17 protein-coding genes are annotated in these 18845 nt (G+C 37.4%); all 17 read left to right on the top strand.

The annotated features are described in order from the left end of the window. The first annotated feature begins 75 nt into the window (after window positions 1-75). Window positions 76-624, top strand: coding sequence for a nucleoside tri-diphosphate phosphatase (gene ntdP / locus QUF91_RS24035; RefSeq protein ID WP_283869608.1), 549 nt, complete (start codon window positions 76-78; stop codon window positions 622-624). 338 nt (window positions 625-962) lie between these two features. Next, entirely contained in the window at window positions 963-2708 is a 1746-nt protein-coding gene (locus tag QUF91_RS24030; protein ID WP_285398462.1) for an ABC transporter ATP-binding protein, read from the top strand. A 311-nt stretch (window positions 2709-3019) separates the two neighbouring features. Further along, window positions 3020-4033 (top strand): ABC transporter ATP-binding protein, encoded by a 1014-nt coding sequence (locus QUF91_RS24025; protein WP_289419605.1) that lies wholly within the window; start codon window positions 3020-3022, stop codon window positions 4031-4033. Further along, on the top strand, window positions 4008-4997 hold the full coding sequence (locus QUF91_RS24020) for an ABC transporter ATP-binding protein (protein WP_285398004.1): 990 nt from the start codon (window positions 4008-4010) through the stop codon (window positions 4995-4997). Before QUF91_RS24025 ends, QUF91_RS24020 begins: the two co-directional genes overlap by 26 nt. Window positions 4998-5019: 22 nt before the next feature. Next, window positions 5020-6642 (top strand): ABC transporter substrate-binding protein, encoded by a 1623-nt coding sequence (locus tag QUF91_RS24015; RefSeq protein WP_285398005.1) that lies wholly within the window; start codon window positions 5020-5022, stop codon window positions 6640-6642. Between the two features lie 358 nt (window positions 6643-7000). Further along, window positions 7001-8005 carry an ABC transporter permease gene (locus tag QUF91_RS24010; RefSeq protein ID WP_285398006.1) on the top strand — a complete coding sequence of 335 codons (1005 nt, stop codon included), beginning with the start codon at window positions 7001-7003 and terminating at the stop codon, window positions 8003-8005. Between the two features lie 15 nt (window positions 8006-8020). Then, window positions 8021-8914 carry a nickel transporter permease gene (gene nikC, locus QUF91_RS24005; RefSeq protein WP_289419604.1) on the top strand — a complete coding sequence of 298 codons (894 nt, stop codon included), beginning with the start codon at window positions 8021-8023 and terminating at the stop codon, window positions 8912-8914. 260 nt (window positions 8915-9174) lie between these two features. Beyond that, window positions 9175-9321: a hypothetical protein gene (locus QUF91_RS24000; RefSeq protein ID WP_289419603.1), complete on the top strand. Its 147-nt coding sequence runs from the start codon at window positions 9175-9177 to the stop codon at window positions 9319-9321. 233 nt (window positions 9322-9554) lie between these two features. Beyond that, the gene (locus QUF91_RS23995; RefSeq protein ID WP_285398009.1) at window positions 9555-10172 is read left to right on the top strand and encodes a TerD family protein; all 618 of its coding nucleotides are present in this window, start codon (window positions 9555-9557) and stop codon (window positions 10170-10172) included. Window positions 10173-10197: 25 nt separating this feature from the next. Continuing rightward, window positions 10198-10779: a TerD family protein gene (locus QUF91_RS23990; protein WP_285398010.1), complete on the top strand. Its 582-nt coding sequence runs from the start codon at window positions 10198-10200 to the stop codon at window positions 10777-10779. 31 nt (window positions 10780-10810) lie between these two features. Continuing rightward, a complete protein-coding gene (locus tag QUF91_RS23985) occupies window positions 10811-11386 on the top strand; it encodes a TerD family protein (protein WP_285398011.1) in 576 nt (191 codons plus the stop codon). A 145-nt stretch (window positions 11387-11531) separates the two neighbouring features. Then, entirely contained in the window at window positions 11532-12722 is a 1191-nt protein-coding gene (locus QUF91_RS23980) for an HpcH/HpaI aldolase/citrate lyase family protein (protein WP_289419601.1), read from the top strand. Next, entirely contained in the window at window positions 12710-14068 is a 1359-nt protein-coding gene (locus tag QUF91_RS23975; RefSeq protein ID WP_289419600.1) for a phosphoribosyltransferase family protein, read from the top strand. The genes QUF91_RS23980 and QUF91_RS23975 overlap by 13 nt, the downstream gene beginning before the upstream one ends. Beyond that, window positions 14068-15177 carry a cysteine protease StiP family protein gene (locus QUF91_RS23970; protein WP_289419599.1) on the top strand — a complete coding sequence of 370 codons (1110 nt, stop codon included), beginning with the start codon at window positions 14068-14070 and terminating at the stop codon, window positions 15175-15177. Before QUF91_RS23975 ends, QUF91_RS23970 begins: the two co-directional genes overlap by 1 nt. 2 nt (window positions 15178-15179) lie before the next feature. After that, on the top strand, window positions 15180-15995 hold the full coding sequence (locus QUF91_RS23965; RefSeq protein WP_289419597.1) for an HAD family hydrolase: 816 nt from the start codon (window positions 15180-15182) through the stop codon (window positions 15993-15995). A gap of 116 nt (window positions 15996-16111) precedes the next feature. Then, window positions 16112-17743: a YceG family protein gene (locus QUF91_RS23960; protein ID WP_289419596.1), complete on the top strand. Its 1632-nt coding sequence runs from the start codon at window positions 16112-16114 to the stop codon at window positions 17741-17743. A 21-nt stretch (window positions 17744-17764) separates the two neighbouring features. Then, window positions 17765-18799: a toxic anion resistance protein gene (locus tag QUF91_RS23955; protein ID WP_289419595.1), complete on the top strand. Its 1035-nt coding sequence runs from the start codon at window positions 17765-17767 to the stop codon at window positions 18797-18799. Window positions 18800-18845 lie beyond the last annotated feature (46 nt).

Below are 18845 nucleotides of genomic sequence, written 5' to 3'. Positions count from 1 at the left end.
TTCGCGTACACATTGCTATAATATACTAGAGACTGCTAGATTTAGGTAGCATAGACGAAAAGGTGGGCTTCAAAAATGGCAATACCGGTAGAAGGAGAAACGATACAAATACATAGTTATAAGCACAATGGCCGTATCCACCGTGTTTGGCAAGAAACAATGGTTTTAAAAGGAACGAAAAATATCATTATCGGTGCGAATGAACGAACACTTGTGACAGAATCCGATGGTCGAACGTGGCTAACGAGAGAGCCTTCTATTTGTTATTTCCATGCGGAGCATTGGTTTAACATCATTTGCATGTTACGTGAGGACGGTGTGTATTATTATTGTAATCTAAGCTCACCATTTGTTTTCGATAATAATGCCATTAAATATATTGACTATGATTTAGATATTAAAGTTTTCCCTGACATGTCTTATTCACTCTTAGATGAGGATGAATATGAACTACATCGGAAGGAAATGTCTTATCCAGATGTCATAGATAAAATTTTAAAGCGCAATGTCGATAAATTAATTAGCTGGATTCAACAGAAAAGAGGACCCTTTGCACCTGATTTCATCGATGCCTGGACAAATCGTTATAAGTTTCAGCTCGATATGCAAGCAGATGATTGTTAGCAACACTTCACCTATTAGTTTTTTCTAATGGGTGTTTTTTTATCGCCCAGCCTTGGCTTCAATCAACCATATATTTTAACAAATGTCATCTTCAACTTTTGGTGATGAACCATAATCTAATTGCAAAATAGTGAGCAATAAAGCCGTATTAACTGTACTTCAATCGAAATATTGCTATAATACGTTTGGGCATTCAGTTTTTGGATGTCTGTTTCTTTTTATATGGCAAAAGTAATAGAGCTAACAAAAAAGTCCTCCATGTAGCTGAAATAAACGTAGTAAACTGCTTACTATTTTCTACATAAAGGGTGAGGCTTTTAAGAAGGATGTGATATAAATTGGATAGTATAAAGCGTTATATGAGGTTTGTAAAACCATATACGTGGGAAATTATTATAACGATTTTAATTGGAATAGTGAAATTTGCGATTCCGTTATTTATCCCATTACTAATCAAAATTGTGTTAGATGATATTATCGCTGCAGATCATTTAACAGATGCAGAAAAAACAAAAGAGCTGTTTTACTGGTTAGGTGGTACCATCATTGTATTCTTTATTATTCGACCACCGATTGAGTATTACCGTCAATATTTTGCTCAACATGTTAGCAACAAAGTGCTTTTTGATATTCGACAACAAATATATGCACATTTACAGCGACTAAGTTTAAGATATTATGCAAATACAAGAGCTGGCGATGTTATTTCAAGAGTGATTAACGATGTGGAACAGACAAAAAACTTTATCATGACAGGTTTGATGAACGTTTGGCTCGACCTTGCGACAATCGTTATTGCGATCGGTATTATGTTTGCCATGGATGTTAAGCTTACGCTAGTAGCATTAGTTGCGTTCCCATTCTATGCATTTAGCGTGAAGTACTTCTTTGGTAAACTTCGATCTTTAACACGTAAACGATCACAAGCACTTGCAGGTGTGCAAAGTTATTTACATGAACGTGTAGCTGGAATGAGCATTATTAAAAGCTTCACGTTAGAAAAGCATGAACAAAAATTATTTGATGAAGCGAATGGTGAATTTTTAGAGAAAGCACTGGATCAGACAAAATGGAATGCTAAATCCTTTGCAGTGGTGAATACAATCACGGATGTAGCACCTCTGTTAGTAATTGCTTATGCAGGTTATCAGGTTATTAATGGAGATCTTTCCGTCGGGACGATGGTTGCCTTTATTGCCTATATCGAACGACTGTATGGTCCACTTCGTCGCCTCGTAAGTTCATCAACGACATTAACACAGTCTATTGCTTCGATGGATCGAATGTTTGAATTAATTGACGAACCATATGAAGTAATAAATAAGGCTAAAGCGTTAGAGCTACCTCGGGCACATGGTGAGGTCCGCTTTGACAATGTGAACTTTCAATATGAGGTAGATGGCTCACAAATTTTAAACAATATCAATTTCACTATTAAACCTGGAGAGACAGTTGCATTTGTTGGAATGAGCGGTGGTGGTAAATCAACCATTATTAGTTTGATTCCACGCTTTTATGATACAACGAGTGGGACAGTGAGTATTGATGGATATGATGTTCGTGATGTAACATTACATTCTTTACGCTCACAAATTGGCATAGTCCTACAGGATAATATTTTGTTTAGCGATTCCGTAAAAGAAAATATTTTAATGGGTAAGCCAGATGCTTCCGATGAAGAGGTCATGGCTGCTGCCAAAGCGGCAAATGCACATGATTTTATTATGAGCTTGCCAAATGGCTATGACACAAAGGTCGGGGAACGTGGTGTGAAATTATCAGGTGGCCAAAAGCAGCGAGTAGCAATTGCTCGTGTATTTTTAAAAAATCCACCTATCTTAATACTGGATGAAGCAACATCTGCATTGGATTTAGAAAGTGAGGCACTTATTCAAGAATCACTGGATGTACTTGCGCATGAACGTACAACCATTATAATTGCTCACCGACTTTCAACGATTACACATGCAGATAAAATCTTAGTTATAGATCATGGACAATTAATTGAAAGTGGTACGCACGAGCAATTGATGCAAAAAGAGGGAACATACTATAATTTATTCCAAGTGCAACATTTAGATTGAGATTTCAAGTTAAAATTATTTAAACGAATACGCTTTAATAGTAAATAAACTATAAAAAGTCTTCCATTTAAACGTAAATGGAAGGCTATTTTTTTGTTATTTTTATAAAACACTCTCGTTTAATAAGATATTATTAATACAAAAATCGAACGATGTAGAAAATTTATGTTTATTGGAGAATAAATATGATTGAAAGAGTAATGTTTTTTAGTTAGAATTATCTGAAAATAGAGAAAAAAGTGGTAGTTAGTTTAGGTTGTTCTAGTTCATATGTAATTAAGGAAAATATTGGTGGGATGGGGCGATTGATCATGAGGAAAAAGCTACTAGAAATAAAAGGTTTAAAGACAACCTTTTTTACAGATGATGGACAAATTCCTGCCGTAGATGATATCGATTTTTCTGTTCATGAGGGAGAAATTTTAGGGATTGTAGGGGAATCGGGGAGTGGAAAAAGTGTCACATCACTGTCCATTATGGGATTAATACCATCACCACCTGGAAAAATAACGGGTGGAGAAATACTATTAGATGGCGAAAACCTTGCGACATTATCTGATAAACAAATGCAGAAAATTCGTGGAAAAGATGTAGCGATGATTTTTCAGGAGCCTATGACATCCTTAAATCCTTTATTTACAATTGGGGATCAGTTAAAAGAAGCGATTTTAATTCATAATCCTAAATGGTCGAAAAAAGAAGCCTTGGCTAGGGCAATTGAAATTATGAAGCTTGTAGGCTTACCGCGTGCTGAGGGGTTATTAAAAGATTATCCTCATCAACTATCGGGAGGAATGCGACAGCGGGTCATGATTGCGATGGCACTTGTTTGTGATCCGAAAGTATTGATTGCTGATGAGCCGACTACAGCATTAGATGTGACGATTCAAGCTCAAATTTTGCAGCTGATGAAAGATTTAAATAAACGTTTAAATACGGCTGTTTTATTAATTACACATGATTTAGGCGTTGTAGCAGAAACATGCGAGCGGGTTATTGTGATGTATGCAGGTCAAATCGTAGAAGAGGCACCTATTCAGGAGATATTCGCTAATCCGAAGCATCCTTATACACAAGGTCTTATTAAATCTGTACCAGATATGCGTTATAAAAAGGACAACCTATACTCTATACCAGGCAGTGTACCAAAGCCAGGAAGTATTCAGGAAGGCTGTCGTTTTGCAGCGCGTTGCGAATTTGCAATGGATCGCTGTATACAAGAAACACCACCTTTATATGAAGCAGCAGAGCAGCATAAATCGAGATGTTTTTTACTAGAGAAACAGGAGGTGGAGCATCATGTCGAAAGTGTTGTTGAAAGTTGATGGTTTAAAAAAATATTTTCCCATTCGGAAGGGTGTCTTTAATACACAGGTTGGAGACGTAAAGGCAGTGGATGATGTTTCCTTTGAAGTTTTTGAAGGAGAAACATTAGGCATTGTAGGTGAGTCCGGGTGTGGTAAATCAACAACTGGTCGACTTTTAATGCGATTACTTGAGCCAACAGAGGGCAAAATTGAATTCGCAGGTAAAATGATTTCAGAATTATCGAATAATGAAATGCGCAAAGCCCGTAGAGACATTCAAATGATTTTCCAAGATCCTTATGCCTCTCTTAATCCGAGACATAGTATTGGGAAAATATTGGAGGAGCCTCTTATTGTTCATGGAATGGGCAATGCAAAGGAACGGAAACAGAAGGTATTAGAGCTTCTCGAAATTGTTGGGTTACATGAATATCATGTGAAACGGTATCCACATCAATTTAGTGGTGGTCAAAGACAGCGTATCGGCATCGCCCGTGCACTAATGACGAATCCGCGTTTAATAATTGCGGATGAGCCTGTTTCTGCACTCGATGTGTCCATACAGGCCCAAGTATTGAATTTATTGCAAAACTTACAAAAGGACTTAAAGCTAACTTATATTTTTATTTCCCATGATTTAGGGGTTGTACGCCATATTAGTAATCGTGTAGGTGTGATGTATTTAGGGAAATTAGTGGAGTTGACTGCAAGCGAGGATTTATATGCTGAGCCACTTCACCCATATACACAGGCACTGCTATCCTCGGTACCTGTTCCAGATCCTACGTTTGAACGTGAACAGCTCATTATTTCTGGAGATATTCCAAGTGCTTCGAATCCGCCAAGCGGGTGCACTTTCCATACGAGATGTCCTTTTAAAAAAGAAGAATGTTCTCAAATAGTTCCGAAAATGCATGAAGTGAAACCGGGTCATTATGTTGCTTGCCATCTATATGATGCAATCCAACATTCAATGATATAAAAAAAACTTAGGGGGAAAATCAATGAAGAAAAAGAAGCTTTGGACTTTGGGTGTAATGCTTATCCTTATTCTCTCGACAATCTTAGCTGCTTGTGGCGGTTCAGATACTAAGGATGCTGGTTCTAAAGATACGTCAACTTCAACTGGTGGCAAGGAGGCTAGCAGTAGCGGGCCAAAAACTTTAGTATATGGTCGTGGTGGCGATTCTACTGCTCTCGATCCAGCGACAGTGACAGAAGGTGAATCGTTTAAAGTGACGGTTAACCTCTATGAAACTCTAATTAACTTTGGAGAGAAGGATGTAACATTGCAGCCAGGACTAGCAAAATCTTGGGAACCTTCAGAAGATGGGCTAACGTACACTATGCAACTTGAAGAAGGTGTTAAGTTTCATGACGGTACTGATTTTAACGCTGAAGCAGTTGTGAAAAATTTTGAGCGCTGGAAGGCTGGTGCTGATAAATTCCCATACTACCATTCTCAATTTACAGTAGGTGGAAAGCAAGTAATTGAGTCGATCACTGCTGATGGTGATTATAAAGTTACATTTAAACTAGCTCAACCACAAGCAACGTTCTTGAAAAATTTAGCGATGTCTCCATTTGCTATTGCTTCGCCAGCAGCTTTTGAAAAAAATGATGAGGCACTTAAAGATCATCCAGTAGGTACTGGTCCATTCAAATTTGTAGAGTGGAAACGAAATGAGTCCATCACAATAGAAAAAAACCCTGATTACCGTATTGCAGATTTGCCGAAATTAGATAAAGTTATTTTCCGTTCTATTCCAGATAACTCCACACGATTCAATGAATTAACTAACGGTGATGTTGATGTAGTTGATGGTTTAAGTCCATCTGATAAAGCTTCAATCGAATCAAATGCAAATTTACAATTAATCGAACGTCCATCTATGAATGTTGGCTATCTTGGATTAACGGTAACACGTCCACCGTTTGATAACGTAAAAGTTCGCCAAGCAGTAAATTATGCAATCGATAAACAAGCATTAGTAGATGCGTTCTTTGAAGGATTAGGTGAGCCAGCAAAAAATCCAATGCCACCATTAGTTGCAGGCTACAACGATGAGGTTAAAGGCTATGAATATGATCCAGAAAAAGCAAAATCATTATTAGCTGAGGCTGGCTATGATGGTAAAGAAATCGAGCTATGGGCAATGCCTGTACCACGTCCGTACATGCCTGATGGTCAAAAAATTGCGGAAGCCATTCAGAAGAATTTAGCAGATGTTGGTATGAAATCTAAGATTGTATCGTTTGAATGGGCTACGTATTTAGAAAAGGCGGAAAATGGAGAGGCGGATGCGTTCTTACTTGGTTGGACAGGTGATAACGGAGATGCGGATAATTTCCTTTACACTTTATTAGACGGAGATAATATTGGTTCTAACAACTATACATTCTATGACAACAAAGAATTGCACAAACTATTAGTTGCAGCACAAACAGAAATGGATGAGGACAAGCGTAATGCCCTTTACAAGCAAGCTCAAGAGGTTATCTCTAAGGATGCTCCGTGGGTTCCACTTGCTCACTCTACCCCAATTTTAGCTGCTAACACTAAAGTTACAAACTATATTGCACATCCAACAGGTTCTGATCGTTTAGATACAGTAGATATGAAGTAGACATTAGAATTCTATTTTAATAAGAGCTTAGAAGAATCTGCTTGCTTTTCTGCGGGTAAGCCGTAGAAATCTCGCGGATTCTTTTTACTAAAGAATGATATGAAAATGCTCGTTTTTAATAGGCTAGAGTTAATTTTTTAATTTGATGCATCACCATAAGTTGGGGATGTCATTGTTAGAACGCTATGTATATAAGTTGATTTTTATTCGACTTGACTCCCTTAGAAAGCGCTCAGTCGGAACGGAAATCAACCTTACGTTATGGTGATAAGCCTCTAATAAAAAAAGTGGACAAAAGCGATTAATCAATATGCCTGATGCAACGCTATATTATGAAAATAACAGAGGGGTGAAGAGGATGCTTCACTATATGGGAAGACGGACGTTTCAATTAATCCCAGTTTTGCTTGGAATGACTTTTATCGTTTTCATGTTAATTCGTGCAATTCCTGGTAATCCAGCACAAGTAATTTTAGGACAGCAGGCAACGAAAGAAGCGGTCGAAGCGTTAAACGCAAGTTTAGGATTAAATAATCCGTGGTACACACAATATTTTAGTTATTTAGGTGGCATTTTTCAGGGGGACTTAGGAGTATCATTACGAACTAAGATACCTGTATCAGAGGAAATTTTCCCGTATTTAGCGGCAACAGCTGAGCTAGCGCTATTTGCCATGATTATCGCAGTGGTAGTTGGAGTTAATGCTGGCATTATTTCTGCATGGTTCCAAAACTCATGGTTTGATTATGTAGCAATGGTTGTTGCTTTAGTTGGGGTGTCAGTGCCCGTTTTCTGGCTTGGTTTGATGGAACAGTGGACTTTTAGTAATCAGCTCGGCTGGTTCCCGACGTCTGGACGAGAAGATGTGCGAGATCCAATAACCGCCATTACTCATTTTTATTTACTAGATACGCTTATACAAGGGCGCTTTGATCAATTTATTGAGGTATTAAAGCGATTAGTATTGCCAGGGATGGCACTTGCGACAATTCCAATGGCGATTATTGCAAGAATAACTAGGGCGTCAATGCTTGAAGTAATGCGCTCTGACTATGTACGCACTGCTCGAGCGAAGGGACAAAAAATGTTTATTGTCGTGTATAAACATGCTTTGAAAAATGCAGTTATTCCAGTTTTAACAGTCATCGGTTTGCAAACAGGATTATTGCTTGGTGGTGCTATTTTAACAGAGACCATTTTTAGCTGGCCTGGAATTGGTCGTTATATTTATGATGCCATTGGCTTCCGAGATTATCCTGTTATTCAATCGGGTATTTTAGTCATTGCTTTTATTTTTATCATGATTAATTTGATTGTGGATTTACTGTATACAGTGATCGATCCACGGATTAAATATAAGTAGAGGGGAGAGGCGATAATGACTGGAGCGATAGATATAAAAACAGAGGCAGCACCAAGTCGTGAACGTGCGTCAGGCCCTTGGAGAGAAGGCTGGCGTAGCTTTAAAAAGAGCAAAATTTCCCTAGTAGGTGCAGGCATTGTACTATTTTTTATTTTAATTGCTATATTTGGTCCAATGATTGCTCCCGAAGGTATTAATGAACAAAATTTAACGAAGCGTTTATTAGCACCGTCAAGTGAGCATTGGTTTGGAACAGATGACTTTGGTCGGGATATTTTTTCTAGAATCATACATGGAGCTCGTATTTCTTTATCGGTAGGCTTTTTTTCGGTTATTCTTTCTGTTATTGTAGGTAGTTCACTTGGCATTATTGCGGGTTATTATGGAAGATGGATTGATACGATTATCTCGCGTATTTTTGATATTATGTTAGCGTTTCCTAGTATTTTACTAGCTATTGCAGTAGTGGCAGTGCTTGGCCCATCTTTACAAAATGCATTGATTGCCATTGCTATTATTAACGTACCAAATTTTGGTCGTCTCATTCGTTCGAAAGTATTAAGTGTCAAGGAAGAGGAATATATCGTAGCAGCAAAGGCCATAGGAATGCGAGATGCACGAATTTTATTTTCGCATATATTGCCCAACTCGATGACGCCAATAATCGTACAGGGAACGCTAGCTATTGCGACAGCGATTATTGAAGCAGCAGCATTAGGCTTCCTAGGATTAGGAGCTCAAGCACCAGCACCAGAGTGGGGGAAAATGCTTGCAGATGCCCGTATCTATTTATTAAAGGCACCATGGACGATGATTTTCCCAGGCTTGGCTATTATGTTAACAGTTCTTGGTTTTAATCTAATGGGGGATGGTTTGCGTGATGCACTTGACCCAAAAATGAAAAGTTAATAGAAAAATCAAAAAACCTTCTACGCGTTAGAAGGTTTTTTAATATTCATTGGTCTGTCAAATAAAAGGATGCAATGGAAATGGAAACACTTTTTCACAAGGAACGTCTTTTAAAAGTAGAAATTTTTTTAAAAGTATTAGAGGACGAAATAAGAACAGGGTCAAAACCTTTTTATGGATTCGTTTATTGAGTTTTTTGTAGTATTATTTTAAAATTGAGATATATTGGACTTATCACCAAAAGTTGTGGATGATATCTGTTGAAACTTATGAGTGAAGCGGCTCATCGGAAGCCTCCAGGAAGCTTTGCTTTGTGCGAAAGCAAAGCAAAGCTACCAAGCTCCCAGTCGGAACGGAAATCAACCACACGTTATGGTGAGGAGCTAGATTATGGCTCATCACCATAAGTTGTGGATGACATTTTTAAAAATATATGCACTGTATATTGGTTGATTGGAGTGGAGACTGGGTGACTCCTAGGGGATTAGCGTCACAGATGAGACCCTGGAGCGAGCATCGCGAGTGAAGCGGCTCATCGGACGCCCCCTGGAAAGCGCCCAGTCGGAACGGAAATCAACCACACGTTTTGGTGAGAATCTAGATTATTTCAGTACATACAAATTGTAGGAGGTTGTTAAAATTGGGAATTAATTTACAAAAAGGGCAACGTGTTGATTTAACAAAAGGTAATGCAGGTTTAAATAAAATTAAAGTTGGGTTAGGGTGGGACCCTGTAAGCCAAGGAAAAAGTGGTGGCTTCTTAGGCGGTTTATTTTCAAGTAAAAGTGAAAGTAATGAAAGAAGTATCGATTGTGATTCATCTGTATTAATGCTACAAGATGATAAGGTTATAGCAGGAGATGACGTTGTTTACTTTGGAAAATTAACAAGTACATGTGGTTCTGTCCGACATTCAGGCGACAATTTAACGGGTGATGGAGATGGGGATGATGAAGTTATCATCATCGAGTTATCTTCTGTACCAACGCAATATAACAAACTTGTTTTTGTCGTGAATATCTATGATGCTGCAGGACGTAACCAACACTTTGGTATGATTCAAAATGCATATATTCGTGTGTATGATGACAGAACTGGAAATGAATTAATTCGTTATAATTTATCTGATAATTATTCGAACTTAACGACGCTCATTTGTGGTGAGATTTATCGTCATAATAATGAGTGGAAGTTCGCCGCTGTTGGCACAGGTACTAACGATATGAAGCTTGGCGATGTAGTTCGAAGATATCAATAATTTAAAATATAGGAGGAATAGAATAATGGGAATTTCATTGCAAAAAGGTCAAAAGGTAGATTTAACAAAATCAAATCCAGGGTTAACAAATGTTGTTGTTGGTTTAGGCTGGGATACAAATAAATATGATGGTGGAAATGATTTTGATTTAGATTCATCTGTATTTTTACTTGCTGATACAGGGAAAGTAGCAGATCAAAATGATTTTATCTTCTATAATAATCCAACAGGTGGTAACGGTTCAGTTGAACACTCTGGTGATAATCTAACAGGTATTGGCGATGGCGATGATGAAGTGGTAAAAGTAGCTTTAACTCAAGTACCTGCACATGTACAACGTATAGCATTCACTGTAACAATCCATGAGGCAGAAGCGCGTAGCCAAAACTTCGGTATGGTTTCTAATGCATACATTCGTATTATGAATGCAGCTTCAAATGAGGAACTAATACGTTATGATTTAGGGGAAGATTTCAGTATTGAAACAGCTATTGTTGTAGGTGAACTGTATCGCCATAACGGTGAATGGAAGTTTAACGCAGTCGGAGCTGGTTACCAAGGTGGATTGGCTGTTCTTTGTAACGATTATGGCTTAGATGTAAACTAAAATATATTTTTAAAAATGAAGGAGAATTCTAATGGGTATTCAATTAAGTAAAGGGCAACGCATTGATTTAACAAAGCAAGATCCAGGCTTAAATAACATAGGTATTGGATTAGGCTGGGATGTGAAACAATTCGATGGTGGGCAAGACTTTGACTTAGATGCATCTGTATTTTTACTAGATGCATCTGGGAAATGCCGTAATGAACAAGACTTCATTTTCTACAATAATTTAAAGAGTGCAGACCAATCTGTCGAGCATATTGGTGATAATCGTACAGGTGAAGGCGATGGGGACGATGAAAAAATTCTTGTGAACTTAAAGCAAGTATCTCCTCAAATTGAAAAGATTGTTGTGACTGTTACAATTTACGATGCAGAAGGACGTCAACAAAATTTCGGACAAGTGTTGAATGCATATGTTCGTTTAATGAATGAAGATTCGGGATCAGAAGTACTGCGCTACGATTTAGGTGAGGATTTCAGTATTGAAACAGCTGTCGTATTTTGTGAGCTGTACCGTCATAATGGCGAGTGGAAATTTGCTGCAGTAGGCTCAGGCTATAAAGGTGGATTAGCAGCATTAATTAATACATTTGGCCTACAATAAAGTAAGCGGCATTCTTATTAACATTTGTGGTGTACAAGATGAATAAGAAAGCAACGGTGTAACCAAGGCACTGTATTGGTCTGTAGAAGCAGGCCGATGCAGTGCTTTTTTACAAGGAATACTTTTTACAGAGGAGGGGAATAATTTGCAACATTTTGCAACAGAAGCAGAGACGATTTTTTATAAAAAGCCACAGCCTTTTACGAAATGGGAAACCCCAGATATTTTGTCATATGCCTTGGGTGCGACTTTGTATATGCCTGCATCTATGCCCAATATTGTGAGTATAATACAATCACGAAAATATAAAGAGCTGGCATCATTGGTCATAGATTTAGAGGATGCAGTAGGAGATACTGAATTAGAGAGCTGTGAGGCAAAATTGATAGGTGATATTAGTGAATTATATATGCTCTATAGCACTAAACAACTACTACCTCAGGAATTACCACTAATATTTATTCGCGTTAGAAATATCGGACAATTCAGACATTTAACCACTATGCTAGGAGAGCGACAAGAAGTATTAACAGGTTATGTATTTCCTAAATTTACAGCAGCGCAAGGGGCTATCTATTTTGAATTATTGGAGCAAACGATTCAACAGCATCAATTAACCTTATATGGTATGCCGATTTTAGAAAGTCGTGAAGTTTTATATAAGGAATCTCGTATGGATGCGTTATTTGCTATTAAAGAAGTCCTGCAGCAATACCGACAGCGAGTATTAAACGTGCGTATAGGTGCCACTGATTTTTGCGGAATATATGGCATTCGGCGTCGTATGGATTCGACAATTTATGATATAAGTGTAATCCGAGATTGTGTTGCTGATATTGTCAATATACTAGGTCGTGAAGAAGATGGCTTTATCATTTCTGGGCCTGTATGGGAGTATTTTAGTAATCAACGTGTATTAAAACCAGAATTAAGAGTAACACCGTTTAGTGAAAAGGGTGCACTGGCTACACGCAAGGCATTGTTAGATGATTGTTTAGATGGATTAATGAAGGAAGTATTAATGGACAGACAGAATGGAATATTAGGTAAAACGGTTATTCATCCTAGCCATATTCGTGTTGTACATGCTTTATATGCTATTTCCTATGAGGAATATTTAGATGCGCTAAGTATTGTAGAAAATAATGATGGTCAAAAAGGTGTTTTGAAAAGTCAATATGCCAATAAAATGAACGAAATAAAACCACATATGAGATGGGCACAGCGAATTTTGCGTCAGGCACATGTATATGGGGTCTATCACGAGTCCATAGATTTTGCCTCACTTTTATTAAATTCAGAGATAGGGAGTAGTGACTGTCTATGCAACAAGTAAAAAATAAGTTAAATATTCTTCAAAGTTATGACATAGAGATTGAGATCACACATAATCCATATGATTTTGCAGCCACAGATTTATTTAAAATGGCGGCACGTATTAATAAGAAAAGACAATTTTTATTTGTCAGTACGGTTCTTGGAAAACATTTAGCTGTTCGTCCACAAATACCATTGCTTACAGGAAATCTCCTAGCAATGATGTATTATCAGAGGCTTGTTGATCAAGAAGTAAATAGCATTCCATCTATTGTACAGGCACTTAAAACTTTCAATGAGCAGGATGATTTACAACGATCTATGGATGCATGTATGACACTGCCTGAGGAAACATTGTTTATTGGATTTGCAGAAACAGCAACAGCACTTGGTCATGCTGTGTTTAATACGTTTCAATCGAATGCTATGTATATTCATACGACACGAGAAGTACTACCTGACTTCGAACCATTTGTTACATTTGAAGAAGAACATTCACATGCGACAAGCCATAATATTTATACTGAAGAACCTGAAAAATTGTTACAGGCAAAGCGCATTGTGCTAATTGATGATGAGATTACAACTGGAAATACGGTCGTTAATATTATTAATACGTTACGGAAGAAATTTCCTTTAGTCAAGCATTATACGGTGCTATCCATTTTAGACTGGCGTTCTGAACAACAGCAAGCCATTTTTAAGCAATTAGAGGAGAAGTGGCAAGTATCGGTTGATTTTATAGCGATTATGGGTGGTCACTTTAGTTGTGGTGGTACACCGCTTTTAACAAGTAGCCCAAATAGAGCAATGGACTGTGTTGCACAAGATATATCGCTATTACCGATAAAAGAAACGGGTGAGCGTAGATATTATCGTTCTATTGCGGAGAACGGTCTAGAAAACAGTGAACCCTATATGCTAGCAACCGGAAGATTTATGTTGACGTCTGAGCAGCATAGCAAGCAAAAGGATGCATTACAGGCAATCGCCAAGCAATTAAAAAAACTACGAACAGATGGACCGGCACTAGTAATTGGAACAGGTGAGTTTATGTATGTCCCAATGCAAATTGCCGCTTACTTAGGTAAAGATGTTTATTTTCAATCAACAACACGAAGTCCGATTTATTGTACAGATCATGAAGACTATACAATAACAGAAAAAATTGCTTTTGAATGTCCTGAAAATAATGGTGTTGAAAACTATTTATATAATGTACAAAGTCACCCTTACTCGGAACTATTTGTAGTTGTGGAACGTATAGCAAATAAAGAAGTTCTAGCACTATTTGTGAAAGCATTGCAATCTGTAAGTAATGCGAAAATTTATGTAGTTTGTATGCATGAAGTGGAGGGAGAATAATGATCTCAATTATGCAGCCAGATAAAATGGGTAGCTATGCACCTGAAGATGTTGTTTTTTTATTTCGTGATATTAGTAATGTCTTACTTGAATTGGATAATGAAAAACGTGAACGTCTTATCCAATCTGGTACGCATTATTCAGAAATGTTGCCAGTCGAATATCATCCAACTGAGGCGTATATGGCACTTTTTCATGAAACTTTAAGTGTCTATAAAGAACGCATTGCATTAGCTGTTGGTATTGTGGCTGAACAAATTGTAGAACATCATGGTTTAGAAAATTTAGTACTTGTGAGTTTAGCAAGGGCAGGTACGCCAATAGGCATTTTAATTAAACGTTATTTAAAAATGCGTTATAGTGTCTGTGTCCCTCATTACTCCATATCCATTCTTCGTGGTCGAGGTTTTGATGAGACAGCTATTCGTTACATTTTTGCTAAACATTCTCAAGCAAGTATTCAATTTATCGATGGCTGGACGGGTAAAGGTGCCATCACAACGGAATTGCTACAGTCATGTGAAAAGTTCAATGCAAATCATAAAGAGCAACTGAGTGCAAATTTGGCTGTGTTGGCTGATCCAGGACATTGCGCTTCGATTTATGGAACGCGTGCAGATTTTTTAATCCCTTCAGCATGTTTGAATTCCACTGTATCCGGGTTGGTGAGCCGTACGGTTTTGAATTTGCAATTTATGGATGAAACTGATTTTCATGGGGCTAAATACTATAAAGAACTCGAGGATGTAGATGTGTCAAACTTATACATAGATCGTGTAGCTGCGTGTTTTGAAAAAGTGCAGAAGGAGGTTGAACAACAACTTCTTGAGCGAACAGCCTCTCCGATAACTTGGCAGGGCATGAAATCAGTGCAAGCGATTCAACAGGCATTTGGTATTTATAATATTCATTTTATTAAACCTGGTGTTGGTGAAACAACACGAGTATTACTAAGACGAATTCCATGGAAAATTTTAATTAATCCAAAATACATGAATGAACTTGAACACATCTTATTATTAGCGCAGGAAAGAAATGTACCAATAGAAGAATATTCAAATATGTCGTATGCATGTTGCGGCCTTATTAAAGAAATAGAGAGGAGATAAATATGCTACTATTTACATCTGATTTAGATAGAACACTCATTTATTCAAGGCGCATGATGGATAATTTCCCGCCAGCAACAAATACGGTTGTAGTTGAACAAAGAGCGAATGAAATCATTAGTATGATGACAGAAGTAACTGCGCCATTACTGCAACAGGTACATAAACAGGTGCAGTTTGTACCAGTGACAACACGAGCTTTGTATCAATATGAACAAATTCATTTTATCAATGATTTGAGCCCTACTTTTGCAATTACGAGTAATGGAGGTACAATATTAGAAAAGGGTCGTCCATATGAACCTTGGACAAAAACATTACGTATGCGTATTGAAGACTCTTCCATTCCTCAGCGGGATATGTTAAAACATTTTCATACAATAAAATCGGACACATGGCTACAGCGTTCATTTTACATAGATGACCTATTTTATGTTCATCATGTTGATGTAGATGTTTTACGCCCGGATGAATTACAAGCAATTATCCAGGAATTTGACGGATACGGTTGGCATGTTCTTCTACAAGGCAAAAAATTATATTTTATGCCTAAAGTGCTTACGAAGGAAGCGGCGATTGAGTATATGAAAGAACTTTGTACATATGATGTGCATGTAGCAGCTGGCGATTCTATTATGGATTACGGAATGCTTGCGATGGCTGACATCGCTTATACACCTCATCATGGGGATTTAAAGGATAAACAACCACGAACGCTAATGAATACAACCTATTCGGTGCACAGTGGTGAAGCATTTACAAAAGAATTACTTGAAGCAGTTTTAAGACTCGCTACAAAGCAAACAGTTGTTAAGTAAGTTTCATTTAAATGATCGGCAAGTAAATATAAGTGATGCAACACAATGGGTAAACATGAATATGTTATTTTTGAGCATGTATTAAAGAAGATGATTTTGGAGGAGGTGACGTTTGTATGCAAACAATCACAATTAAATCAGTGCTAGAACGTGATCCGGATGATTGGCTACAGGCGTTCCAAGATTCACCAAAGAGTCGCGCATTTTATGAAGAAACAGCGCAGCAGGTGAGTTTTAGTCGCATTGCTGTTCGTGTGTTAGGTACACCGATAGAAGAAGATGATTATTTTAATTCATTATTTACATTGTCACAACAGTCAAATATCCATATTTTAAGTGAAGAATTAAACAAACATATAGAACAAAAGGATTTTCAGGCACTACAAAATATTTTAACACAGCATCAGCAAACACCTAAAGGTTTATCTATTAGTCGTTTAGTGGCTATGATGTTTGGTTATCAGTTAATACCGAAGCATGATGATGCCGACATGAATCGTCATTTACAGCTGGCGACGATTCGAGTTGTTGAACGTTTTCAAGAGCAACAATCACTAGGCTTACTTGCAAATGATTTTCGTCGATTTTTAATTGATATGGTGAAGTGGTTAAAAAACCATTGGATTGAATGGACGAAATCGATGAAGCCGACAGATGACTTTCCAAAAGTCGTTTGGTATGGCGAAACAACAATTAGTCAGAGATATTTTTTATTATTATTAATGGAGCTTGGCTGCGATGTATTGATTTTTCATCCAGCTAAAGTTGATGAATTTGCAGAGATTGATCCTACAGATGCGTTTTCGATTACGCATTCCTATGCAAATCAAACAACATTACAGCCTTTTCCTGATAAGATGCGTGACCGTCAGGCGACAGTTGGTTATCGTTCAAGTCAGCATTTCGAACAATTAATGCATGATCAGCAATCGGGTGTGTTTAAACCTTGGCAGTTTAAAGATTTCCTGCCTCGCTCTTTAACGCTACGTATGACATACGATGATATTTTTATTTATGCAAACGAAAAGGCCATGGTTCGCCCGAAATTTGAAGTGATAAAAGATGAAGTGATAATCCCAGTCATTTTTGCGAAAATAAGTGGTGTTTCGAGTAGACGTGAAGAATATTGGCATTATATGCATCAACTGCTTGCTAGCCAACAAACTGTATTTGTACAGGAGTTTCCATTTGTGACAACTAGTAGAGCCAACTATCATTTTCACTATAAGCATTGCCTAGTGAATGGTGAACTATCAGTAGAGCGTATTGTGCAAAGTGATTGGTGGCAATATGGCGATCTAACATTAGAATTACAACGTGCAATCGCCCATACGATAAAAACTTCATGTGAACAGCCAATGCTGAAACAACAGCCAAACGAACCTTTGTATGACTTACAATTATTTTTATTTAAGCAAATGACGATGATCCCTCAAGAAATACTGCGTTTATTGCAAAGCTTTGATTATTCGCAAGAGGTGCCGAAATTAGTATTATATCAAGCGCCACAGCAGCCAACTTTATCTCGAGAGGATATTGTGCTTCTTGCATTTTTAAATCGCTTCGGTATTGATATTGTATTATACAATCCGACAGGCAAACTAGATTTAGAAAAATATTTGCAAGAGGATACATTTGATGTACATCGTTTGGAGCACATGTTGTTTGATTTACAATATGAAGAACCAAAACAACAAAAAAACAAACCAGATAAAATGATAAAAAAACTATTTAATCGCTTTTTCTGATGGTTAGGAAGGAGGCGCACGATGTCAAATAACCCTGTTACTCTTGAGCAACTGACACTGGAAACAGCAGAAGCAGCAAAACGACAATTACGTCAAAATGCGGAAGTAAAGCAAATTGCAGATCAGATAAATATAAAAAATCAACTAGATTTAATGGCATTGGGTAAAGGGCCTGCAACGAAACTATCACATTTCTCTGATCAAATTTTAAACATGATAACGCAATCTAAAGCAAATGAATCAAATGATTTATTAAAGCAGCTTGAAGTCTTGATGTCAAAATTCGATAAAAAGGAAGTAATTGAGCAGAAAGGCTTTTTTAGAAAGTTGTTTAAGCGTGAAGCACAAAAAGAAGAAGATTTGTTTGCCAAATACAATATTCTAGGTAGAGATATAGAGAAGATACATTATCAATTTGTGCTAATGGAAGAAGCATTGGCAAAGGATAATCGTATGCTTGCACGACTATACAACGAAGATTTGATGTATTATCTTGACCTTGAAAAGTATATAGTAGCTGCAGAATTAAAATTACAAGAAGTCTCGACAACATTAATACCTATGTATGAAAAGCAGAGTGAAGCAGGTAACCAAATAGCAAGAATGGAACTGAATAGTTTGCAAACCATTGCTGAATTGCTCGAGCAAAAAATAGAAGAACTTGAGAAATCACGTATGGTTGCTATTTTAGCAGCCCCGCAAATTGAGATGCTTCGTTATGGCAATAGTGAGCTAATGGAGCAAATTAATAATGCGTTTGTAACAACGATTCCTGTTTTTAAAATGGGGATTATGAATGCGGTTAATGAAAAACGTCAAAAACTACAAAATGATTCAGTAGCAGCCTTTGAAAAGCGTATGAAGCAATTCGGAGGAGTTAGCAATGAAACTGTGGAACTAAGTACTGCTATGGCACAACAGCCTGAAACAACACAAACTCTCGAAGAAATATGGGATATCATTGTTTTAGGTATTACTAATTATAGGAAGTTGCGCGATGAACAAACAGAACAGCGTAAGCAAGCAGAGAAAAAACTGATGGCATTACGTAACTGAACTGTTCATAAAAAAGAATAGTATCCCCTCTAGGGTAAAACTGTTA

The organism is Lysinibacillus sp. G4S2, from assembly GCF_030348505.1.
Taxonomy (GTDB): domain Bacteria; phylum Bacillota; class Bacilli; order Bacillales_A; family Planococcaceae; genus Lysinibacillus.
Note: the sequence above shows the minus strand (reverse complement) of the source record. Positions and strands in the feature narration are given on the sequence as shown.